A 21,138-nucleotide genomic window follows, 5' to 3' on the forward strand; every position below is an offset into this window, starting at 1 on the left:
TTCAATTTTTGTTCAAGTTTTATGAAAATATTTGCCAAAGATTATACACGACTAATGCTATAAATAGAAAGCCCAATACGCCTAAAGCCGTATATAAACTTTGTTGGTTGCGCTGCAAGCGTTTAACACGATTTTGATATTGTTTTACTTCAACTTGAAGTGTATTGATCTTAGAACGTTGCTGATCAATCTTTTCAAGCAAAGGGGCAATGCGTTTTTTTGATGCTTTTGTCTGGCTATCATCATCTGGATTGGTTAGCCATTGCTTCCAGTCTGAAAGCAATTTAGGTGCAGTTAAGTGTACAACGAGATCACGAAACTGTTCCTTGAGGAGGTTATCGCCATCCAGGCGCATTTTTTTCATGCTACGACGATTAGCAAAGACAAATATTTGGATGAAATCGATAAGTGTACTACTCACAGAAAGGTCAATGGCTTTTTCTGGAGGCTGTAAATCAAAAAGAATACCACGATCTGTAAATTGAACATAAAAGTCAAAATAAGGAATATAGCTATTCATTTTAATTGTAATCTGCTGTTCGACGAATTTTTTTGCCTGTAAGCGAACAACACGATCATGCTTTAATACAAAAGAATAAATGGTTTCCAATATAATCATGACAATGTTTAGCAACAAACGAGAATGACCTTGCTTTTGTTGCGATTCATTCATAAAAAATTCCTATAGCAAAAACAGAGAGTCCGATCTCTAAAAAATAAAACAATCTCATCCATGACATGAAACACAATATTTCAACAATGATATAAAAATTATCTTAATAAGCATTGTCGAATTGCCAAGTGTTCCTTAACATTAAAAACAATTACTTTGCTTTGTAGAACAGTTTAGCAAAAGGTTCAATAGTTTTATTTGATAATATAGCAATATTTTCTACCTAATTTGGTCATATGGGTCATTACACGCTGGAGTTTGGGGTAAATGGAGCAAGATATGAAAAAGAGTAACAAGGAACAACCTGATCTTTACCAAGATCAAAATGAATTTAATGAATCTCAAATAAAGCCTAGAAATCATAAAAAGTCAGCATTAGATTTCAGAAAATATACAAAACAAATCTGGTTGGCTGGATTGGGAGCGTTCTCAAGAGCGGAAGAAGAGGGCAACAAACTATTCGATTCCTTAGTCAAAGTGGGGGAGGAGCTGGAGTCCAAGACAGTTGAAGTCACTGATCAAACAGTCAATAAAGTAACTGAAAAAACCAAAGAATCTGTTGCAGAAACCAAAGATAAGGTTGAAAAGCTTTTAGATCAGAGTGTAAATCATTCATTAAATAGAATCGGTTTGGTAACTGCGAAAGATCTTCAGCATTTGGAAAGTTTGATACTGGAACTCCACAATAAGGTTGATGCGCTAGCAGAAGATAACCAAAACTTACGTGAACAATTGCTAAAAAAAATGAAATAATTACCTTTAATCCAAAAAAATCGTAAATTTTAGTCGTAATTTTTGTGAAAAGCGGGTTTGGAGTCTTGCGTTTCCCCCCAAAGCATTGCTATAAAGTCGTCATGGCCTTTGATCTACAGCCTTGGAACTTAAACAAACGATATAAGAGGACGTAATCTTCATGAATAAATCAGAATTAATCGATGCGATTGCAGAAAAAGGGGGATTGTCAAAATCCGATGCTGGTAAAGCATTAGATGCGACTATTGCTTCAATTGGTGAAGCGCTTAAAAAAGGCGATACAGTGACTTTAGTCGGCTTTGGCACATTCAGTGTTAAAGACCGTGCTGCTCGTACTGGCCGTAACCCTAAAACTGGTGAAGAGCTTCAGATTAAAGCAAGCAAAGTACCTAGCTTTAAAGCTGGTAAAGGCTTAAAAGACTCAGTAGCTTAATCTGAGCTTATTGAAAGCGCGCCTTCGTGGCGCGTTTTTTATGAAATATATTAAATTATCAGTGATTGCTCGTTCATTCATTTCACAATTTCAGTTAGAATCCTTACGAAATATAATATTGGAATACTCATGGAATCGTTTCGCACTCTCATAAGGGGCTGGTTTGGTAAAGTTCTCCTTGTGTTATTTTTAGCGCCATTTGCTGTGGTTGGTATTGAAGGCTATTTCAGCGGTGGGCAAAAAGCAGACGTAGCTAAAACTGTTAATGGTCAAGATATTTCTAAAAAAGAGTTAGAAACGGTTACAAAAGGCTATACAGATCAATTATTGGCAAATCCTGCTGTTCATGGGGATGAATCATTATTGAATAAAGAATTTATTGCAAATAAAGCACTTGATTATCTGATTAGTCAAAGTCTTTTAAGACAGCAAGCTGATAAATTGGGTGTGACTTTGAGCGATGCTCAAATTGAACAGAAAATTGCGCAAATTCCTGCCTTTCAGGAAAATGGTAAGTTTTCCAATACATTGTATGCAAACTATTTACGTTCACAGGGTTTAACAAGCCAAGCATTTATCCAAAATATTCGCCAAGATTTTGCTTTAAGCATTCTAAGTTCTACAATTTCAGATAATGCATTGATTAGTAAATTAGATATCCAACAAATTGCCAATCTGCAATCTGAACAACGTGAATTATTTTTATCAAGCGTTAAACTTGATGACTATAAAACCAACGTTAATGTGACCAATCAGGAAATTACTGATTATTACAACAAGCATCAAAATAAGTTCAAACAAGTTGCTTCAGTGGATGTGGATTATGTGGTGTTAAGCCCTGCGGCATTGACACAGCCAAATGCTGCAGTGACTGATGCTGAATTACAACAGGCATATTCACAGTTTACAGAAAAATATAAGCAAGGTTTGAAACGAGATGTTAAACATATCCTGATTACAACTGATTCTCGTACGCCTGAGCAAGCTGCGACACTTGCAAATGAAGTGTATGCAAAAATTCAGGCAGGTATGTCATTTGCTCAAGCTGCTGCGCAATATTCAGAAGATCCTGATTCTAAGGCGAAAGGTGGTGCACTTGCTGCCTATGCGCCAGGTGCCTTTGGTGATGATTTTGATAAAGCTGTGAATTCAACAAGCAATGGTCAAGTCTCTAAGCCTGTTAAAACTCAATTCGGTTATCACTTGATTGAAGTGAATACACCCGTAGATTCAGTACCATCGTTTGATTCAAAAAAAGCTGAATTGACTGCTGAGGTTTTAAAGAATAAATCTGCTAACTATTTCTCTGACACTGTAAATAGTTTAAATGAGCAAGTGGTTAACAGTGATGCATTGGATGTAGTTTCACAAGCAGTTAAGACAGTTCAAATTCAATCTGCGAATAATGTGAATTTAACGACAACCAATCCAGTTCTTGCTGATCCTGCTGTTAAATCTAAATTATTTAATGAAGATGTGAAAAGCGGAAATACGACGGCTTCAAGTAACATCCAAACTGCCAACGGCGATGTGGTATGGGTTAAAGTTCGTAAGTATCACCCAGCAGGTATACAACCTCTAGCGCAAGCAACTGCACGTGTAAAAGCACAATTGATTGAACAAAAAGCGTTCGATGCTGCCCATGCAAAATTAAATGCCATGATTGCGGATTTCAAAAAATTACCAGCTCAAGAAGTTACTGCGAAATACCAATCTAATTTTGTCCATGCGGGAACATTTACGCGTTCACAAGGCCTTAAGCGTGAGATCGAGCGTGTTGCCTTTAGCCAGCCAGTACCTAAAGCAGGCATGTGGTCTGTCAGCACTGCCAAGCTACCAAATGAGTTAGTTGTTGTGGCTGTAGCGAATGTGAAAAAAGTAGACACTGCTCAGATGGATCCAGCTGAAATTCAACAACTTACGCAAATGTATCAGAAGTTCCGTGGTGAACAATTATTAGATGATTATTCGCGTTATTTAAAATCACAAGCAAAAATTAAATAATTGATCTTCTTGGATAAAAAAAGCGCCTCGGCGCTTTTTTTATGTGAAATTAAATATAAAATTAGTACAGGAGCTATATCAGTCAGATCTGATTAGCGTATGTCTTTAATCTTTTTTAGATCTGATTGCGATATTGGCTTGGGCTAAGTTCAAATTGTTTCTTAAACGCCTGGCTAAATGCAGTTTCAGATGAATATCCCACTTGGTGGGCAATCTGTTGAATAGGCAGTTGTCCTTGTTTGATCAACTGACTGGCAAGACGTAAGCGATGCTGTTGCAAATAAGCTAAAGGTGTTTCACCAATAATTTGATTAAATAAGCTGGCAAATTTAGAACGTGACATACAACAAGTTTCAGCTAAGCTTTCTACGGTCCAACTCTGTTCTGGGCGACTGTGGATGGCTGCTAGTGCATTTGAAAGTTCTGGATGTACGAGGGCATTTAACCAGTTATTGTGATCTTGCATTTGCTCAATATAGTCACGCACACACTCAATCATCAAAATACTGACGACATGATCCATAATTTTATTTTTTCCCGCTATAGTTCTACGCGTTTCAGCAGAAACAAAATATAATCCAATTTTAAGCCATTCAGGCGCCTCATCACTCAAGGCATTTTGAATATGCAAATATGGTGGGAGTGCATTGATCAATGGGCGAGCCATGATTGCATTCATATGGCAACGTACAGAGAGGATTAATGTCTTCTCAGAACTTCCTTGACCAAATTCAATTGCGTCTTGTCTTAATCCATCAAAGAGTGATTCTATATTTAGGCTTTTAACCAACTGCGTGTCTAAGTGATTTTTTACAGTATGTGCTAAACCTGCTGGAATTAAAAACATATCACCGGTTTGTAGTGCAACATTCATTTTGGGTGAAAATTCTAAATAAGCATTTCCATACAGAACAATATGCGCGATCACGGCATCTTGTTTTGGGCTCTGAAATGACCAATCACCTTGAGCTTGAAGGTAAATATATTCTGAATGGTTGAGATGAATATCATCAAAAATTTTACTTAAAGCATCCATAGATTCAGTTCAAATTTCCTGTTCTCAAATAATAAAAATGTTTCATGCTATTAAAACATGTGCGCAAAGGACAAACTCTATGTTGAAGATGCCAAAGACTTTTTCATAGGTTTTATGGACGCTTACAACTGTCTTTAAGTTGAATTTTACATAAATATATAACTAAGTAGAAAGATAGGGAAGATATAGCCATGAATGCACCAGTTCAACTGACAGAGCAGCAATTGCAAGAATTAAAACCAAAGTCAGGTTTGGCACTTGATAAAAAGCGTTATCTTTGGATGATTAGCCCATCACTTCCCGTGATTGGGTTAGGAATTTTAGCGGGATATCATGTTGCACCTAAGCCACTGAAAAAAGTTTTTGCATTGGGTGGGCCACTTGTACTGCATGTGATTATTCCAGCCATAGATTCATTGATTGGTAAGGATAAAAACAATCCGACCAGTGAAGATGTAAAATTACTTGAGCAAGATCCGTATTATTCACGTTTGGTCAAATCCTTTATTCCGATCCAATATGTCGCCAATGTTTATGCATGTTATTTGGTTGGACGTAAACAAACATCTCTTTTAGATAAGATTTTGCTTGGTGTCTCAATGGGTGCAATTAATGGTATTGCTATTAACACAGCACATGAGTTAAGCCATAAGCATGACCGTATGGATCATATTTTATCGCATTTAGCATTGGTTCCATCAGGTTATAACCATTTCCGTATCGAACATCCTTATGGACACCATAAACGCGCTGCTACACCTGAAGATCCAGCTTCATCGCAAATGGGTGAAACGCTTTATGAGTTTTTACCACGTACCGTCATTGGTTCATTTAAATCAGCGATTGAAATTGAAACCAATCGTCTTAAACGTAAGGGCCTTGGATTTTGGTCTAAAGATAATGAGTTATTGCAAGGCTGGACAATGACCGCAGCATTCCATTCATCTATGGTTGGGTTATTCGGTAAAGGTATTTTGCCTTATTTGGTAACTCAATCAGCTTATAGTATTACGTTGTTTGAGATCATTAATTATATTGAGCATTATGGTTTGTTGCGCCAAAAAGATGAAAATGGCAAATATGAACGCACAATGCCTGAGCATAGTTGGAACAATAACAACATCGTAACGAATTTATTCTTGTATCAGTTACAACGTCATTCAGACCATCATGCCTTTCCGACACGCCCATTCCAAGCGTTACGTCACTTTGATGAAGCACCTGAATTGCCAAGCGGTTATGCAAGTATGCTGTTGCCAGCGATGATCCCGTCGTGGTGGTTTAAAATCATGGATAAGCGGGTATTTGATCATTACAAGGGTGATTTAAATAAGGCCAGTATTTATCCAAAACGCCGAGCAAACATTTTCAAAAAATTTGGGGTCGTGGACAAATTGTTGAATAAATAAAATTTAATTTTAAGATAAAAGCCCAGAATTGGGCTTTTATTGTTTTTGAGCATTAAAAAATATCCCAGCATTTTAAATGTTGACTAACGCTACTTTTAGTTGTGAGTCATCCTTGTTAAAGCATAAGCACTTGTAACTCAATTTCAATGAATGTAAAAAAAATCCCTGAAATACTATCTTTCTTTTTCTGTTTATTTCATAGTATTCATTAATGGTATTTTAAATTTACAAATGTAATTTGGAACTTCGTATGAAATGGGAAGAAATAGGCAATCAACCGTGTTCAATTGCGCGTACATTATCTGTATTGGGTGATCGATGGACCATGCTTATTTTACGTAATGCTTTTATGGGTTTACGTCGTTTTGATGATTTTCAAGAAAATTTAGGTGTGACAAGACATGTATTGTCTGAACGCCTAAAACGTTTGGTTGAGCATGAAATATTGGTTAAAGTGGCTTATGTAGATCGACAAGAGCGTTATGAATATCGCTTAACTGATAAGGGTTTAGATCTATATCCTATTTTATTAACCATGGTGGCATGGGCGGATAAATGGATGGATGAGGGGCTGGGTGCGCCTATGGTGTATCAACATAGCGTCTGTGGACATGAGTTTACTCCGATATTGGTATGTTCAGAATGTCAGCAGGCTGTGAATGCGAGACAGGTGAAGCCAATCGTTACGTCTGCGTTTTTCCAATACTTAGCGCAGAAAAAATTAGCTTGATTGCTATTCCTTAGATGATTTTTAATATTTATCATGAATTAATTTTAGATTAAGTTGTTGGTAAATATCATAAAAATCTAAAAGCAGGTGCACTCATTATCTTAAGTGTTTGTGAGAATGTTTAGATGAAGCGTTGCAAGTAATTTGAACTTTTAATTACTTATATTGTTTTTTGATTTTTGTTAACAAGATATAAAATATGTGATTGTTCAATTTAAAAAATATATAATTTAAATTAATAAGTAAAAGTATGAAAAACAGTAACTGTAATCTTAGTTTAGAAAATAAGGATTATTGCTTGATAAAGAATAGAGCGATTTTTTAAACAGATAATTTTGATCAAGTCATTCACTTTTATATACTTATTTAACTGATGCAAAATTTTAATAATTTATAAAATATTTAATATGGAGTAATCGAATGGGAATTGGTTCAAGCCCAACAGTCGGAAGTACTTGTGATACGTGCCTACAGAAGTTTACGATTCATTTTCGAAGATGTGAAGATAACATATATGATGGAAGTTATGGTTTTGATTGGTACAGACCTGAATACTTTAAAAAATTAACCAACTATAGACCGAATGCAGCAACAAAATTTGGAAACAAAGTTGCTTTAGTCAGTGGTTCGATACAATCATTAAAAGCGACATATACTCAAGACCAAATTACCAAAATTAGCCCATTTGGCACAGAATATATCCCTGGATGGTTAGCAATGTACCCAAGCTCACAGGAGGATAACAATAGTTCTAACCCTGTCAATCAAGGGGTTAGGCTTAATTTAGAGTTGAGACTATTAGATTCAGAAAATAATTTTTCATTAAAAAATGATGGAACAAAGATTAAGTTTGAAGTTTCAAATCCGAATATTATTATTGAACCAGCAGAGTTCAGTGTCGAAGATTTTATTTACGCCAAAAAAATGACGCGAGATTTAGGCGAAGATACTAAAAGAGAAGAAGAGATTTATTATTTAGCTTCAGAAATAGTGAATATTAAGTGCACAGGTGCTTTGCAAAAACATGAAGAAATCATTGTAACAGCAATAAAAGGAGAGACCCAAGAGAAAGTTGGGAAGCTAATGCTTTATCATAATGCTGTGATTCCTACTATATCAGTTATCTTTGTAGACGTTATAACTGATGGAAAAAAACCAAGCCGTTCACATGATTATGAAAATTTTTTAAAGCATAACTCATTTAACCAAGCTTTAATTAATGTAGAAATAAAAAATGCCCCAACATTTGATTTAAACAAATATCGTAGCAAAGACGATGATGTTAATATATCTTTGAATAAATTAAATATAAATGACACGGGTTATTTTTTAAGTGACTTAACTAAGTTTTATAAAAAATATCAAGATAAAAACTTAGCGACTAAAAATTATGTTTTCGTCACAACTGTAGAAATAAAGAATGCAGTTGGTGCTGGTGGTGACAGCGTTACTTTATTTAACTGTCCTCAAAATATATTTAATCAAGTCGTGGTACATGAATTAGGGCATCGTTTTGGATTAGATCATTTGTTTGAATCACAGAAAATTACAGCCAAAGGATCGAGCTTTCAATTTATACAGGGTACTACAGCTAATTTTTTAGATTATGATCATTCGGATGGCGTAAATTTAAAAAATAAAACTGCAGTCAATCCAAATCAAACACTAAAATATTTTTTCAAATACCAATGGGATTTGCTCAGGAAGAAAGTGAAATAATTTATGCTATTGCCAGTTTAGATATTTACTCGCTATATTGATGGGTTTGATCTCATATTGAATTAAACGAATCAATTTTTATGGAGTGATCACAAACAATTTGCAGGTTTAGGGATACCTGCCAAACGGCTTAAATGGCGGGCAACCAGTCCTGTATTAAACTTGTCTTGTAGAACAGCATTATCAATTGCTGGATTGATCGTTTTCATTAAAAATTTAATCAGTGGACGAGTCGCAGGAGAGTGGCCAAACTGGGTATAAAATTGACGTACTGCATGCAACACTTCAAAATGCCATGAGGTCAGTTGTAGATCTAAACTTTGTGCCAACTCTTGGGCAACCTGTTCATTCCAAATGGTGTAATCTACTAAATGACCATCTTGGTCTAACTCAAAGCTCATAAAACAACCTAAACAAAAATAATCTAAACAATCTAACTTTTGATCGACAAAACATAAAAGATTGATTTTTAAAAAATCGAAGATAATTGACAACCTAGCCCACTATTTTAAACTGATACAACGGCTAAAGTCTAAAACTAGCTGTGCAAATTGTGGGTAAGAAATTGATTTAAAATTTTCAGGAATGGATTCAGATAAAATCTCAGCATCATTTTCAAGAAGATAAAGATTCTGTTTGTTTGTTAAGCGCTGATCTGCTGCAAACAGTACCGCATCACCCATTAAAACAATGTGATCATGAGAACCATACAGTTGATCCAACTGATTCAATATATGGTCTGTATGTATAAAAGAAGATTGAATTAAATAAAGTGTTTTATCTGACATTTGAACTTTCCATCTACAGCTTACCAATACAACACATGATCAAAAGACTGAATAAATTCAGCATTCAGTTCTACAAATTTCAACTCTTGTTGTGATTGAGTAACAAAATTCGAGGATTTATTCATATTTTCTACTAAAACTGGTGTTAAATCATAGAATTCAAAGCTATCGACTAGATTCGAAGCAAGCTTAAATACGTGATTTAATTGGTCAAAAGCCATTTCTGATTTAAGTAGGCTTAATCCAGCGTCTTTAAGTAACACTTTGATTTTACAGCCAAAAGTTGCAAGCACCATGGTTGCTGACAAGCTTTCATGTATCTGCAATGTATTTAAATTTGCTTGAGTTATCACAACGAGCACAGTATTCACACAAATTACCTTTTAAATGCAACACGCTAATGGGATGATCAACTTAGAATTGAATGATACGATCTGTAGATTGAACAGCATCTGCAAGTTCGCCTAAACCCACAAGCTCAAAACCTTTTGCAAGATTATCGGCTGGAATTTGGTGACGTTTGGCATTCTCTTGATCTGTTATCCCCCGCGCTAATGCAGCACTCACACAGACAGGAAGTCGAATGGAGAGTTTTTGCCATTCTACAGATAAATTACGTTGATCGTCAGGAACCCATTGCAAGTTGTTCGCAACTTGTACACCATCTTGATAAAAGAAAACACGAAATTCTTGATCTTCAGCTTGCAGTGCCTGCGCTAAACCCAATGCATGCCATGCATGAATTGAAGTCGGTGCTGCGGTGATTAGTAATAAAGTACTCATTTGATGGCGATTCACTTGGAGAATGGACAGTTTGCAACATTCAAACTTGATAATGATAGGTAGTATACAATGATTTTAGTGACTGGTGGTTTAGGCTTTATAGGCTCGCATGTGGTTTTAAGTTTGCTAGCTCAAGGGCAAGCGGTCGTCATTGTGGATAATCTAGCCAATGCCAATCTGCAATGCTTAGAGCGCTTAGAATTTATTACAGGAATGTATATTCCCTTTGTCAAAATTGATATTCGTAATACTCCCGCTTTAAATAAAGTATTTGAACAATATTCAATAGATACCGTTGTGCATTGTGCGGGATTTAAGTCCATTGAAGAGTCAAATCTAAAACCACTTGAATATTATAATGACAATCTCAGTTGTATTATGAGTTTATTACGCGCGATGCAGCGTACCGGTGTCAGAAATTTGGTACATCTTTCTAGCCTTATGGTTTATGCGCAATCAAGTTTAGAGCTGAATGAACAAACCGCATTTAATTATAGTTACCCTAATCCTTATATAAAATCTCAGCAAATGATTGAAGAAATCATTAAAGACACATTCAAAACTGATGAAGAATGGAAAATTGCCATTTTAAGGGTTTCAAATGTCGTCGGTGCATTTGAGCATGGTGTCTTGGGTGAGTTTGTTGCACCACTACCTAAAAATGTTGTTCCTTTGGCTTTACAAGTTGCGGCTCAACAACGTGATCTAATTGAAGTACAACGTAATTCAGAGACTGAGGATAAAACGACTGAGCGTAGCTTTGTGCATGTTCTTGACGTATGTGAAGCAATTAAATCAACTATTCTTTGGCTACATGAGCAGGGTAATGTTTATCAAAGTTTTGATATTGCAGGTCCTGTCTGTTCGATACAAAACCTGATCCACTTGATCGAAGAGGTTACGGCGAGTCAAATCCATCAAATTGATGCGGTGTATAAATTAGATGAACTGGATCAGGTTGCATCTACCAGCCAAAAAGCATTTGAGCTTTTAAAATGGAAAGCACAGCGCTCGCTTAAACAAATGATTGAAGATGAATGGCGTTTTTATCAAAATACCTTAAACAACCGATAAAAATCCAGAATAGATGATTATTGTAAATAATTATCATTTACATGTTTGGTTGATTTGTTTAGCATAATCGCTTCGCTGAAGCTGGTGTTTTTACGCAGATGTTGTCAAAACAAGCTTTAACTTGAAAATAAGATATGGATAAAGAAGAGGTTGAAAATGCAAACACGTATTGAACATGACACAATGGGCGATGTTGAAGTCCCAAGCGAAGCAATGTGGGGCGCACAAACTCAGCGAAGCGTAGAAAATTTTAAAATTGGTACAGAACATATGCCACGCCCGATGATTCGAGCGATGGGTCTGGTTAAAAAAGCAGCGGCAATAACCAATGCCAGCTTAAACCAAATTCCGCATGATCTGTCACAGTATATTGTCGATGCTGCCGATGAAGTAATTTCAGGCAAATGGGATTCACAATTTCCTTTGGTGGTTTGGCAAACAGGTTCAGGTACGCAAAGTAATATGAACTGTAATGAAGTCATTGCCAATATTGCCAATCAAAAATTAGGTAATCCATTAGGTTCGCAAAAGCCGGTGCATCCGAATGATCATGTCAATCGTGCGCAATCTACCAATGATTCATTTCCAACAGCGATTCATGTGGCTGCTGCGGTACAAATCAATGAGTTGCTTATTCCAGCAGTAAAACGTTTACGAGACACTTTACATCGCAAATCTGAAGCGTTTGACGATATTGTTAAGATTGGTCGGACTCATTTACAGGATGCAACACCGCTTACATTAGGTCAGGAATTCAGTGGCTATGTTTCACAGCTGGATCATGGACTAAAACGTTTACAACAGGCTTTGGTGTGGCTCTATGAGTTACCACTTGGTGGTACAGCTGTTGGTACAGGTTTAAATGCGCATCCTGAATATGCAGACAAAGCAGCGGAAGAATTAGCCAAACTGACGGGGTTACCATTTATAAGTAATCCCAATAAGTTTGAAGCACTTGCTGGTCGTGATGCTGCTGTATTTGCTTCTGGTTCATTGAAAACCTTAGCTGCAAGTTTAAATAAAATTGCCAATGATATACGTTGGTTAGCAAGTGGACCACGTTGTGGCTTGGGCGAGTTGCGTATTCCTGAGAATGAACCTGGTTCAAGCATCATGCCTGGTAAAGTCAACCCAACCCAATGTGAAGCAATGACCATGTTGGTTGCGCAAGTGATGGGGAATGACACCACGATTAACTTTGCAGGTGCAGCGGGGAATTTTGAACTGAATGTTTATATGCCTGTGATTGCATATAATCTTGTTCAGTCGATTCAATTGCTTGGCGATGCATGTAACAGCTTCGATGAACACTGTGCTGTAGGTATTGAACCAAATCGTGAAAAAATTGATTACTTCTTACATAATTCATTGATGTTGGTAACAGCACTGAATCCAGTGATTGGTTATGAAAATGCCGCTAAAGTTGCCAAAACGGCTTATAAAGAAGATAAGACTTTAAAAGAAGTCGCGATAGAACTTGGCTTTGTCACCGCTGAACAGTTTGATGAAGTGGTACAACCTGAAAAAATGGTACGTCCAAACGCGAAATAATGAGTTGTAAGCGACTATACTATTGATGATTTATTGAGAAAGCATCAGTCGTTTAAAAAAGCACCTTAAGGTGCTTTTTTATTTTGAATTTGGAGGAGTTATAGGACTCGCATTAACCATGTTTCTTCCGAGCTTTATGGTCACTTTTATTATGTGATGACCCTCTAATTGAGCGCCGTTTTCTCAAAATACTGAACAGCAGGTGAACGTGACATATAGGCTAAAGCCTGTTCTGTATCACCTTCATGAAGCGGATTAAACTTTGGAGAGGTCCAACGTAGAGTGGCTTTCCATAGGTATTTAATGGTCGGTAGGTGATCTGTTTTGGTTGCAGTTTTTTCAAACTCTCGAATAAAAGCAAAGAATCCACGGCGCATTAATTTTTGGATTTGTTGATGTTCAGTATCTTGTTGGCCCAGACTACGAGCAAAATCAACGAGGAAGTAAATAAAAAGCGGAAAAATTCCCATCATAATGATTTGTCTGGAAACATAAAAACCTAGCTTTTGTTGTAATAAATGCTCAAACAAATCATAAGCGACACAACGATGTTCAACTTCTTCCGCAAGATGCCAGCGGAATAAATCTGCCATAGCTGGATCTGCTTTATCCCAAGATTTGCTATCAAGCGTCCATTGCCCAATTGTACCTGTAAAGTGCTCGATCGCTGCAATAACACCTACACGAAAGATTAACCAATATTCGTCAAATTTTTTCCCTTTTAAAAAAGGAATTCCTAATGGTTTGTCACCTAATAAAATGTTGAAAACAAGATGGGCACGATTTAATGGTTCTTGTATGTCATAGCCATTTTCTCTTAAAAAGTCTTGTACTTTTTCATGTGCGCGTGCATGTGCAGCTTCTTGACGGACAAAGCCAATAACTTCTTGTTTTAATTTTTCATCTGTAATATGTGGGAGGGTTTTATTAAATACTCTACAGAACCAAAATTCACCGGCAGGCAAAAGCATATTGATACCATTGGCGATATGTGAACATAATGGATCATCTGGCATCCAACATACAGAAGACTCAGAAAAATCGAAATATACTTTTCTTGCTTTAATTTGATGACTTTCCGTGATCATTGTGGTTATCCAACATGAAACTGTTAAACGATTAAAAGTTTTACCATTTAGAATAATTAGCGACCATATCCTTTAGGGACACTTTTTTTATGGTTTTTATTCTTTTGAGTAGGAAATATTAATTTAAGGGTTTAATTTTATATTTTAAATCATTGATATTATTATTTTTTAACTTGTAAATCTAGAGAGTTAAGATGTGATAATTAATGTGGATGAAATGATATAAAATAATTTTAATGGGTTGAATCAGCTATAAAAATATCAAATGTCTATCTTCTAACACTGAGATTTAACCACATTGATTATTCAATAAAAAGAATGATAGTTCACGAATTATTGATTGATTTATATTGATGATTTTACTAAATTTTATTTTTAAATCACTGCATTTTTTGGATGTTATTTTTAATTTTTTTATATATATCAAATATTTGCAATTTTATAGCGCTTGGGGTTGTTATTGGTTTTATAGATTTTATTAACAATTTTTAATTTTATTTTTCAATAAAAATTAATTTATAGTGTCAGCTCAACTTTATAATATTGACTCAGGTATAACATGAATAAAAGAAAAGTTATTACAGTCTTCATTACAAGTGGCATGGTCACTTTTGCCATAGCCGCAACCACACTATCACCAAACCAGAATAACCAGAGTGGAATCATCCCAACAGGCTATGATGATCTGATATTTAGTGTATCTAATGGCAATTGGGTGAAGAATATTTCCTTACCGAATGTAGCAAAAGAAGGTGCCTTAATTACAATTCAATCAACTGCGGGTTATGACAGTGATATTGATTTAAGTAATGTAAATATTGAAAAAAAAGGCGTTCTCACGCTAAAGTCTGGAAACAGTTATCGTTTTAAATTTAGTAATGGAAAATGGGAGTTTTATGCGCCTGAAACTGCCAATTTTACGCCTGAAAAAAATGGCAATACTATTCCAGTATTTCAACAATCACAGGCTCAATATGTTGTAAGTGATGCTGCTTGGACTGATATAATTCATTTACCGCAAACAGGTCAGAATGGCCAGATTCTTGTGGTTAAGTCCAATGCGCTTAAATCCTCAAAAATTAATTCACAAAATGCTTTATTTCCGAGTACATTGGTTGTCAATAAAAATGATGCATATATCTTTCAATATAATCAAGAACTGAGTAAATGGGTTCCACTGTCTGTTCCGACACGTATTATCAACGTGATCAATGGTAATACTGCGGCATTAAATACCGCTTTGCAAAATTTAACTGCACCTAAAACAGAAATTCGTTTTGCTGATGGGGCGTGGGTGTCTTCATTAAAATTACCGCAAACAGCAAACGACCGAGATCGTATCATTGTTAGCTCAACTGCAAGCTGGCAATCAGTGATTGAAAATGAAAATACCAATACCACCGCAACCCTAAAAATCAACAAGGGCAATCGTTATGAGTTCATTTATATTGCAGATAAATCGTATTGGGTGTTGGCTTCGTCTCCTAAAACTGTATTCACTGCAAACACCGCTGCACAAGGTTTTACATTTAAAACCCCTGTTGTTGAAATAACCGCTGATAATGCACAATGGGCACCTGTTGTAAATTTGCCAGCGGCTCAGTCGGGTGACAAGGTCATCGTATCTAATTCTGCGGATACAGCGTTTACAGTTTCAGGTAGCAACATTAGTGCAAGTTTGAAAAAAGGCGATAAAATCCGTTTGATATTCAACAATGGGGTTTGGAACACCGATAGCTATCAGATTGATCTATTGCTTGTGAATAGCCCGGTAGTCAATGACAAACTCGGTGCAACTGCTGCAAAAATTCAAGCCCGTGAAGCACTTAGATTAACCAACGAAGCGCTTGAAAACTCGCAAGCAAAAGCCTACTACAAAGAAGTCGGATACTTGGATTATCGAATCCCTGGAACGACACTCGGTGATGCGATTAATTTAGGACGTTCAGATGCCACCGTACAAGCGGAAAGAACCAGAACAGGTGCTGATGCGATATATACCATTACAGATCATTCTGGTTGCGGTCTCGCCTATGTAAATAGCACACCTAGCAAGTACAACATGATCGGATCACATAACTATGGTTGTGGTATCACTGCAATGCGGCATGAGTTAGGGCATAACATGGGGCTAGGACATAGTTTTGATCGAACCACAGGTTATAACTGGGGATTTGGTCATCCTTTAGGCAGTACCATTATGGGTGGAAATCAAATTGGCTTATATTCAAGCCCAGATATCTATAGTCCTGAATATGGCGTGCGTTTAGGTGAAACTGACAAATTTGATGGCTTAAGAAAAATTAATGAGAATGTTGAAGCTATTTCAAAATTTTTAGTTGCGGTTAATCCATAATGAATAAACGGATATATCTCATTATTTCCGTTGTTTTAACTGTTTTGGTGGTTTCTTTGTTGGCTTGGTTCATCTCAGGTCAACAGGAGACAGCTGATACAGCTAAAGCGATTGCGTCTAAACAAAATGAACAAATCGATCAAGTGAATTCACCGAAACTAAATGCAAATCTTACTGAAACACAAGTATTGCAACGTATAAAAGACAGCCATGCTCGCCGTAAACTTGTAACGCTGGATGAGGACAAATTACGTGCAGGGATTTTCAATCAACAGATGTTCAATTTGAGTACTGTCGATACGGTGTCTATGCATAATCCCGTTCCTTTGACAGATGCACAAAAAAAAGATGGGCGAATATTTCTGAGGAATGATCTATATACCTTAGAGGCGAAGAATGTCGGCGATCAAATCGTGTTTAATGTGTCAGGCTATGGTTTAAACAGACGGGCTGTTATAGAACGAATAGAAGTAGATCCAGGTGAAGATATTGTTAGTTGGTCAGGCTCTCTAGAAGGAGGAGATCAAAATAATGAGAAGTTTCATATTACTCAAACCATTAAAGACAATTTTACCATGGGCACGATTACAGCAGATGGTAAAACCTATACCATTTTGATGAAAAATGGCTATGGATGGGTCAATGACGTTGCCAATGAATCTGCCGCACTTGAGGCAGCGGAAAAGGAGACGGATCATGTACATTAATTTTTTTAATCTAAAGACATGATTTATTCTCTAAACCTGAAGTAGCAATAAAATGAAAATAGTAATTACAGCGTCATAACAAAGATTTAGACACCTCGAAAGGTGTCTAAAATCATCATTTATTTAAAATTATTTACGTACTGAATCAAGTACTTCTTTGTTTGTCACAACTTCTTGTGCTTTTGAATAACTTTCAATCAGTAATTGATAAGCAGGGAAGATTTGAGTGTACACTTGAGCCCATTCAGCAGCATCTTCACGGTTCCAAGTTTGTTGAATTTCTGAAGCAACCGCCGCTGTATCCATCGGTACCGCACCTGCTTGAACCACACGTGCTAAGGTAATTTCTTGTGCCATTTTGCTATACGTACCTGATGCATCAACCACAACAAAAACTTTATAGCCATCAGCAATTGCACTAATCGCTGGAAAAGCCATACACACACTGGTAATCGTACCCGCAATAATCAGGGTCTTTTTACCTGTTGCTTTAACCGCTTCAACGAACTCTTGATTATGCCAAGCATTAATTTCACCTTTACGTGCGACATATTTTGCATGGGGCGCATTTGCGTGTATTTCAGGAATAAGTGGGCCATTGGGGCCTTGAGGAACTGAGGCCGTGGTAATGACAGGAATGTTTGATAATGATGCTATTTTCGCTAAGGCTGCTGCGCGTTGGCGTAGTTCTGTCATTGGCATATCAGCAACGGTTTGAAATAAACCACTTTGATGATCAATTAACAGCATAACGGAATCATTTACATCAATCACTGGGGCTTGGCCATTAAAATTAGCTGGAGTAGACATTTTATATATCCTTAGTTAAGCAATCATTTGCTGTTTTTAATACTAACAGTAGGACAAACATTGAATTATGCTATTTATATGACATATTGTCTTATGTAGAGAACAGTTGCGATATTTAAGGGGATATGATGAAAGACTTAAATGACCTGTATTATTTTACCAAAGTGATTGAATATGGCGGCTTTTCAGCTGCAAGTAATGCGTTGGGCGTGACCAAATCATTGTTAAGTCGAAGAGTTGCGGAATTGGAAAACCGTTTAGGAGTAAAACTACTCAATCGAACCACGAAAAGAATTTCGATTACAGATGTCGGGAACATATATTTACAACACTGTAAAGCAATGCTTGTGGAAGCTGAATCAGCTGATGAGGCAATCGCACTGTTAAGCGCAGAGCCGACTGGAATTGTAAAAATTTCTTGTCCTACAAATTTATTGCATATTAATGTCAGTAAAATGTTGAATAAATTTTTAGCACGTTATCCGAAAGTTAAATTGCATGTGGAAGCGACAAATAGAAAGGTAGACTTGTTTAATGAACGTTATGACGTTGCAATTCGAATCAGACCCTTACCTTTAAAAGATAGTGATTTGATTGTACGTAGCCTATCCATTTCAAAACAATTTATTGTCGCAAGCCCTGATTTGTTGAATCAAAATTTCTTGATTAAAACACCAGGAGAATTAACAAGATTGCCTATTTTAATGATGGAGTCTTTGTCCTTTGAATATCATTGGGATCTTTATAATTCTAATAATGAATTATATGTGGTTAAGGATGAGCCGAGGCTAACCACTACTGATTTAAGTGCATTGCATTTAGCGACCTTAGATGGCTTGGGAATTGCAAAACTACCGGAATTAATTATTGCTGAAGACTTAAAAGCGGGCAGGCTAGTTAAAGTGATTCCTGAGTGGGAACCGATGCCAGAGCTTATTCATTTGGCCTATACTTCTAGAAGAGGTCTATTACCATCGGTAAAAGCTTTAATCGAGTTTTTGGTCACTGAGTTTGACCAGGTTTAGTTCTTTACAAGAATCAGCTTTATTCGCCCACCAGAATCTTTGATCGACAACAGGTGAATACTGCAATTGGCATTGAATAAACTGTCATAATTGTTAAAATGCATTTCTTTCGCTGTTTTCATGTTGTTTTTATTTTGTATTTAGGCTGCAAGATGATCAATAACGTTATAATAAACAGTATTTTAATTAAGGATTTTTTAATGTTATCAATTTATTTAACAGATGTTCAGGAAAATGTGCAGTTTAAAGATTACCCTGGTGAGCACCCTGTTAAATTTATTTTAAATTTCAAAAAGATTTTTCCAAGTGTAATGGAAATTTTACTCCCAGTACTTCCTGATGATGAAGACTTGGATAAAATGACTTGGGAATCCACAACTGAAGATTTTGAGATTTTTAAGAAACTCCTTACAGGTTGGGGCGTGATTGAGTTACGTTTACAAGCGATTAGCCAATATAAAAATAAAAATTTTGCAGATCAATTGCTTAAACAAGCTCAAGCCAAACGTAAAGAATTTGCAAAAAAGCAGCAACAATTGTCTACGGTTGAACTGGACTACTTATTTATGCATGAAACACATGCATTGATTGACGCTGAATTGGTTGAGTTAGGTGAAAAATTCTATTTACCTACTTTGCGAGATATTTGGAAAAACACTGTACCCGCCAAAGTGCTGAATGCTAATTTCTAGTCAAAAATTAGCAATAGATTGAAATGCTCAAATTCATGCATAAAAGGCAGTTTAAAACTGCCTTTTATTTTTTATTCTCTGTTTAAGTTCTTTAAATTGTAGGCCCAAGCGTATAAAACATAAAAAATAGAATAAATATTGAACTGATGATACTTAATATATTTAAAACTTTCATTTTTTAACCAATTGCGATATCTAAATTTTGAGTGGAAACATTTTTAATGCTTGGATTTTATTCGGCAGTTGTTTAAGCATGATGACAATGATTTAAATGAGGTCATTCATTTAGCAAGTCTTTATGATTTGATTTTAAATGTTGGTACTTCTTATTCAATCTTCTTTATTACGCGTTTGTACGATAAAACTTCTGATTGTGGCTAAAATTATCTCAGTCTTCGTTATGAAAGTCGAAAATAGATTCGCTATTATCCTTCATGCTTTACGATGTATACATCTCATGCTCAATTTTAACCTACAACGCAAGCCAGTTATGAAATGTCAACAGCCCCTTATATTTCTCCTAATTCACTTTTGCTTAGAAACATATGACAAAAGTAGATATTTCTAGCAAGTTTTTTTATGTTGTAATACTTTTGATTTTAATCAATTCATACTTGTTATGATTTTTTAAAATATCTTGATAATCTTTTTTAAAGTATAGGATTTCCCCGGGGATATATCCAAGGATATTCAGCAATGTCGAATAATTTTTTAGATTTAATTCATAAACGCCGTACAATTTATGCGATTGGACGTAATGTTAATCAATCTCCTGAGCATTTTACTGATTTGATTCAGCAAGCGATCAAGCAAAGTCCATCTTCTTTTAATTCGCAATCATCTCGTGCAGTGATCTTGTTTAATGCTGAACATGAGAAGTTCTGGAACTTTGTAAAAGTTCAACTGAAAGCTTATGCCAAAGATGAAGCGAGTGCCTTAAAAACAGAGACTAAAATGGACAGCTTTATCGCAGGCTTTGGTACCGTTCTTTTCTTTGAAGATTTAGAGGTGATCCAAAACTTACAAGAAAAATTTCCAGCTTATGCAGAAAACTTTCCGATTTGGGCTGAACACTCTACAGCAATCGCACAATTTTCAACGTGGACAGCCTTAAATAGTGACGGTATTGGTGCATCCTTACAGCACTATAATCCAATTGTCGATGAACAAGTTCATGCGGAATGGGATATACCTAAAACTTGGAAACTTCGTGCACAGTTGGTATTTGGTTCAATTGAAGCGGCGGCGGCTGAAAAGGCCTATATCGATGATGCTGTGCGTTTTAAAGTGTTTAAATAATTGTTTTATTTTCTCTAGCTTCTTGGCTTGCTCAGCCAAGAAGCTTTGGTATTGAAAAGGCTAATCAATCTATTGATCTAATTATACAAAGTGTCGGTTATCTGGACCCAATTTCAATTCGCAGATTGTTTAGAAAGAAAATCGGCTTAACACCCTTAGAATATCGTTGTAGATTCAGTCGTCGGGTATAAGCTTTTCAATTGAATTT

The 21,138-nt window shown here is 36.0% G+C and carries 21 protein-coding genes and 1 pseudogene; 14 read left to right on the top strand and 8 right to left on the bottom strand.

Annotation, left to right across the window (positions count from 1 at the left end; all coding sequences use genetic code 11):
- Positions 1–19: 19 nt before the first annotated feature.
- Positions 20–673 (bottom strand): hypothetical protein, encoded by a 654-nt coding sequence (locus ACG9ZL_RS13715; protein ID WP_419360424.1) that lies wholly within the window; start codon positions 671–673, stop codon positions 20–22.
- A 267-nt stretch (positions 674–940) separates the two neighbouring features.
- On the opposite strand from ACG9ZL_RS13715, the gene ACG9ZL_RS13720 reads away from it, so the two are divergent.
- The 3 genes from ACG9ZL_RS13720 to ACG9ZL_RS13730 all read left to right on the top strand — a co-directional run bounded on the left by ACG9ZL_RS13720 (position 941) and on the right by ACG9ZL_RS13730 (position 3,863).
- Positions 941–1,426 carry a phasin family protein gene (locus tag ACG9ZL_RS13720; RefSeq protein WP_419327510.1) on the top strand — a complete coding sequence of 162 codons (486 nt, stop codon included), beginning with the start codon at positions 941–943 and terminating at the stop codon, positions 1,424–1,426.
- A 160-nt stretch (positions 1,427–1,586) separates the two neighbouring features.
- Positions 1,587–1,859 (top strand): non-specific DNA-binding protein Hbs, encoded by a 273-nt coding sequence (gene hbs, locus ACG9ZL_RS13725; protein ID WP_004720620.1) that lies wholly within the window; start codon positions 1,587–1,589, stop codon positions 1,857–1,859.
- A 129-nt stretch (positions 1,860–1,988) separates the two neighbouring features.
- Positions 1,989–3,863: a SurA N-terminal domain-containing protein gene (locus ACG9ZL_RS13730; RefSeq protein WP_419327512.1), complete on the top strand. Its 1,875-nt coding sequence runs from the start codon at positions 1,989–1,991 to the stop codon at positions 3,861–3,863.
- Positions 3,864–3,978: 115 nt separating this feature from the next.
- Here the strand turns inward: ACG9ZL_RS13730 and ACG9ZL_RS13735 are convergent, their stop codons facing one another.
- A complete protein-coding gene (locus ACG9ZL_RS13735) occupies positions 3,979–4,899 on the bottom strand; it encodes an AraC family transcriptional regulator (protein ID WP_336951309.1) in 921 nt (306 codons plus the stop codon).
- Positions 4,900–5,090: 191 nt separating this feature from the next.
- Between ACG9ZL_RS13735 and ACG9ZL_RS13740 the strand changes: the two genes are divergently transcribed.
- The 3 genes from ACG9ZL_RS13740 (at position 5,091) to ACG9ZL_RS13750 (ending at position 8,757) form a co-directional block, all read left to right on the top strand.
- Complete coding sequence (locus ACG9ZL_RS13740; RefSeq protein ID WP_336951307.1) at positions 5,091–6,308, top strand: alkane 1-monooxygenase; 1,218 nt, start codon at positions 5,091–5,093, stop codon at positions 6,306–6,308.
- Positions 6,309–6,558: 250 nt separating this feature from the next.
- Positions 6,559–7,038: a winged helix-turn-helix transcriptional regulator gene (locus ACG9ZL_RS13745; protein ID WP_336951305.1), complete on the top strand. Its 480-nt coding sequence runs from the start codon at positions 6,559–6,561 to the stop codon at positions 7,036–7,038.
- Between the two features lie 420 nt (positions 7,039–7,458).
- Positions 7,459–8,757 carry a reprolysin-like metallopeptidase gene (locus tag ACG9ZL_RS13750; RefSeq protein WP_419360425.1) on the top strand — a complete coding sequence of 433 codons (1,299 nt, stop codon included), beginning with the start codon at positions 7,459–7,461 and terminating at the stop codon, positions 8,755–8,757.
- An 89-nt stretch (positions 8,758–8,846) separates the two neighbouring features.
- Here the strand turns inward: ACG9ZL_RS13750 and ACG9ZL_RS13755 are convergent, their stop codons facing one another.
- The 4 genes from ACG9ZL_RS13755 to tusD form a co-directional block, all read right to left on the bottom strand.
- Complete coding sequence (locus ACG9ZL_RS13755; RefSeq protein ID WP_004720607.1) at positions 8,847–9,158, bottom strand: TusE/DsrC/DsvC family sulfur relay protein; 312 nt, start codon at positions 9,156–9,158, stop codon at positions 8,847–8,849.
- 102 nt (positions 9,159–9,260) lie between these two features.
- Positions 9,261–9,545, bottom strand: coding sequence for a DsrH/TusB family sulfur metabolism protein (locus tag ACG9ZL_RS13760; RefSeq protein ID WP_239045683.1), 285 nt, complete (start codon positions 9,543–9,545; stop codon positions 9,261–9,263).
- A gap of 20 nt (positions 9,546–9,565) precedes the next feature.
- Positions 9,566–9,916, bottom strand: a complete 351-nt coding sequence (locus ACG9ZL_RS13765; RefSeq protein WP_419360427.1) for a hypothetical protein — start codon at positions 9,914–9,916, stop codon at positions 9,566–9,568.
- A 43-nt stretch (positions 9,917–9,959) separates the two neighbouring features.
- Positions 9,960–10,328 carry a sulfurtransferase complex subunit TusD gene (gene tusD / locus ACG9ZL_RS13770; RefSeq protein ID WP_004720599.1) on the bottom strand — a complete coding sequence of 123 codons (369 nt, stop codon included), beginning with the start codon at positions 10,326–10,328 and terminating at the stop codon, positions 9,960–9,962.
- A gap of 69 nt (positions 10,329–10,397) precedes the next feature.
- Here tusD and ACG9ZL_RS13775 point away from each other — a divergent pair, with 69 nt between their 5' ends.
- Together ACG9ZL_RS13775 and fumC are read left to right on the top strand one after the other, a co-directional pair.
- On the top strand, positions 10,398–11,402 hold the full coding sequence (locus ACG9ZL_RS13775; protein ID WP_056511042.1) for an SDR family NAD(P)-dependent oxidoreductase: 1,005 nt from the start codon (positions 10,398–10,400) through the stop codon (positions 11,400–11,402).
- Between the two features lie 156 nt (positions 11,403–11,558).
- Complete coding sequence (gene fumC, locus ACG9ZL_RS13780; protein WP_419360430.1) at positions 11,559–12,953, top strand: class II fumarate hydratase; 1,395 nt, start codon at positions 11,559–11,561, stop codon at positions 12,951–12,953.
- A gap of 164 nt (positions 12,954–13,117) precedes the next feature.
- Here the strand turns inward: fumC and ACG9ZL_RS13785 are convergent, their stop codons facing one another.
- Positions 13,118–14,041: a metal-dependent hydrolase gene (locus ACG9ZL_RS13785; protein WP_004720588.1), complete on the bottom strand. Its 924-nt coding sequence runs from the start codon at positions 14,039–14,041 to the stop codon at positions 13,118–13,120.
- Between the two features lie 559 nt (positions 14,042–14,600).
- On the opposite strand from ACG9ZL_RS13785, the gene cpaA reads away from it, so the two are divergent.
- Together cpaA and cpaB are read left to right on the top strand one after the other, a co-directional pair.
- Positions 14,601–16,397, top strand: a complete 1,797-nt coding sequence (gene cpaA / locus ACG9ZL_RS13790; protein ID WP_419360432.1) for a metalloendopeptidase CpaA — start codon at positions 14,601–14,603, stop codon at positions 16,395–16,397.
- Positions 16,397–17,104 carry a metalloprotease secretion chaperone CpaB gene (gene cpaB / locus ACG9ZL_RS13795; RefSeq protein ID WP_224965454.1) on the top strand — a complete coding sequence of 236 codons (708 nt, stop codon included), beginning with the start codon at positions 16,397–16,399 and terminating at the stop codon, positions 17,102–17,104. The genes cpaA and cpaB overlap by 1 nt, the downstream gene beginning before the upstream one ends.
- Before the next feature lie 129 nt (positions 17,105–17,233).
- On the opposite strand, the gene ACG9ZL_RS13800 is transcribed toward cpaB, so the two are convergent.
- Positions 17,234–17,914 (bottom strand): hydrolase, encoded by a 681-nt coding sequence (locus ACG9ZL_RS13800; RefSeq protein ID WP_056511050.1) that lies wholly within the window; start codon positions 17,912–17,914, stop codon positions 17,234–17,236.
- A gap of 128 nt (positions 17,915–18,042) precedes the next feature.
- On the opposite strand from ACG9ZL_RS13800, the gene ACG9ZL_RS13805 reads away from it, so the two are divergent.
- The 4 genes and pseudogenes from ACG9ZL_RS13805 to ACG9ZL_RS13820 form a co-directional block, all read left to right on the top strand.
- Positions 18,043–18,939: a LysR substrate-binding domain-containing protein gene (locus tag ACG9ZL_RS13805; protein WP_056511052.1), complete on the top strand. Its 897-nt coding sequence runs from the start codon at positions 18,043–18,045 to the stop codon at positions 18,937–18,939.
- 200 nt (positions 18,940–19,139) lie between these two features.
- Entirely contained in the window at positions 19,140–19,631 is a 492-nt protein-coding gene (locus ACG9ZL_RS13810) for a hypothetical protein (protein ID WP_004821426.1), read from the top strand.
- A gap of 696 nt (positions 19,632–20,327) precedes the next feature.
- Complete coding sequence (locus tag ACG9ZL_RS13815) at positions 20,328–20,930, top strand: nitroreductase family protein (RefSeq protein ID WP_419329123.1); 603 nt, start codon at positions 20,328–20,330, stop codon at positions 20,928–20,930.
- Between the two features lie 71 nt (positions 20,931–21,001).
- Positions 21,002–21,121, top strand: a pseudogene (locus ACG9ZL_RS13820) (GlxA family transcriptional regulator); the annotation flags it as partial.
- Positions 21,122–21,138 lie beyond the last annotated feature (17 nt).

The sequence above is a fragment of the Acinetobacter legionensis genome (genome assembly GCF_048551735.1).
Lineage (GTDB): Bacteria > Pseudomonadota > Gammaproteobacteria > Pseudomonadales > Moraxellaceae > Acinetobacter.

Excerpts from the sequence above, each read along its gene's own strand:
- ACG9ZL_RS13745 (WP_336951305.1), top strand. The coding sequence starts at position 6,559 with ATGAAATGGGAAGAAATAGGCAATCAACCGTGTTCAATTGCGCGTACA.
- ACG9ZL_RS13755 (WP_004720607.1), bottom strand. The coding sequence starts at position 9,158 with ATGAGCTTTGAGTTAGACCAAGATGGTCATTTAGTAGATTACACCATT.
- ACG9ZL_RS13750 (WP_419360425.1), top strand. The coding sequence starts at position 7,459 with ATGGGAATTGGTTCAAGCCCAACAGTCGGAAGTACTTGTGATACGTGC.
- ACG9ZL_RS13785 (WP_004720588.1), bottom strand. The coding sequence starts at position 14,041 with ATGATCACGGAAAGTCATCAAATTAAAGCAAGAAAAGTATATTTCGAT.
- ACG9ZL_RS13805 (WP_056511052.1), top strand. The coding sequence starts at position 18,043 with ATGAAAGACTTAAATGACCTGTATTATTTTACCAAAGTGATTGAATAT.
- ACG9ZL_RS13740 (WP_336951307.1), top strand. The coding sequence starts at position 5,091 with ATGAATGCACCAGTTCAACTGACAGAGCAGCAATTGCAAGAATTAAAA.
- ACG9ZL_RS13720 (WP_419327510.1), top strand. The coding sequence starts at position 941 with ATGGAGCAAGATATGAAAAAGAGTAACAAGGAACAACCTGATCTTTAC.
- ACG9ZL_RS13810 (WP_004821426.1), top strand. The coding sequence starts at position 19,140 with ATGTTATCAATTTATTTAACAGATGTTCAGGAAAATGTGCAGTTTAAA.
- ACG9ZL_RS13800 (WP_056511050.1), bottom strand. The coding sequence starts at position 17,914 with ATGTCTACTCCAGCTAATTTTAATGGCCAAGCCCCAGTGATTGATGTA.
- ACG9ZL_RS13775 (WP_056511042.1), top strand. The coding sequence starts at position 10,398 with ATGATTTTAGTGACTGGTGGTTTAGGCTTTATAGGCTCGCATGTGGTT.
- ACG9ZL_RS13715 (WP_419360424.1), bottom strand. The coding sequence starts at position 673 with ATGAATGAATCGCAACAAAAGCAAGGTCATTCTCGTTTGTTGCTAAAC.
- ACG9ZL_RS13735 (WP_336951309.1), bottom strand. The coding sequence starts at position 4,899 with ATGGATGCTTTAAGTAAAATTTTTGATGATATTCATCTCAACCATTCA.
- ACG9ZL_RS13760 (WP_239045683.1), bottom strand. The coding sequence starts at position 9,545 with ATGTCAGATAAAACACTTTATTTAATTCAATCTTCTTTTATACATACA.
- hbs (WP_004720620.1), top strand. The coding sequence starts at position 1,587 with ATGAATAAATCAGAATTAATCGATGCGATTGCAGAAAAAGGGGGATTG.
- fumC (WP_419360430.1), top strand. The coding sequence starts at position 11,559 with ATGCAAACACGTATTGAACATGACACAATGGGCGATGTTGAAGTCCCA.
- cpaA (WP_419360432.1), top strand. The coding sequence starts at position 14,601 with ATGAATAAAAGAAAAGTTATTACAGTCTTCATTACAAGTGGCATGGTC.
- tusD (WP_004720599.1), bottom strand. The coding sequence starts at position 10,328 with ATGAGTACTTTATTACTAATCACCGCAGCACCGACTTCAATTCATGCA.
- cpaB (WP_224965454.1), top strand. The coding sequence starts at position 16,397 with ATGAATAAACGGATATATCTCATTATTTCCGTTGTTTTAACTGTTTTG.
- ACG9ZL_RS13815 (WP_419329123.1), top strand. The coding sequence starts at position 20,328 with ATGTCGAATAATTTTTTAGATTTAATTCATAAACGCCGTACAATTTAT.
- ACG9ZL_RS13730 (WP_419327512.1), top strand. The coding sequence starts at position 1,989 with ATGGAATCGTTTCGCACTCTCATAAGGGGCTGGTTTGGTAAAGTTCTC.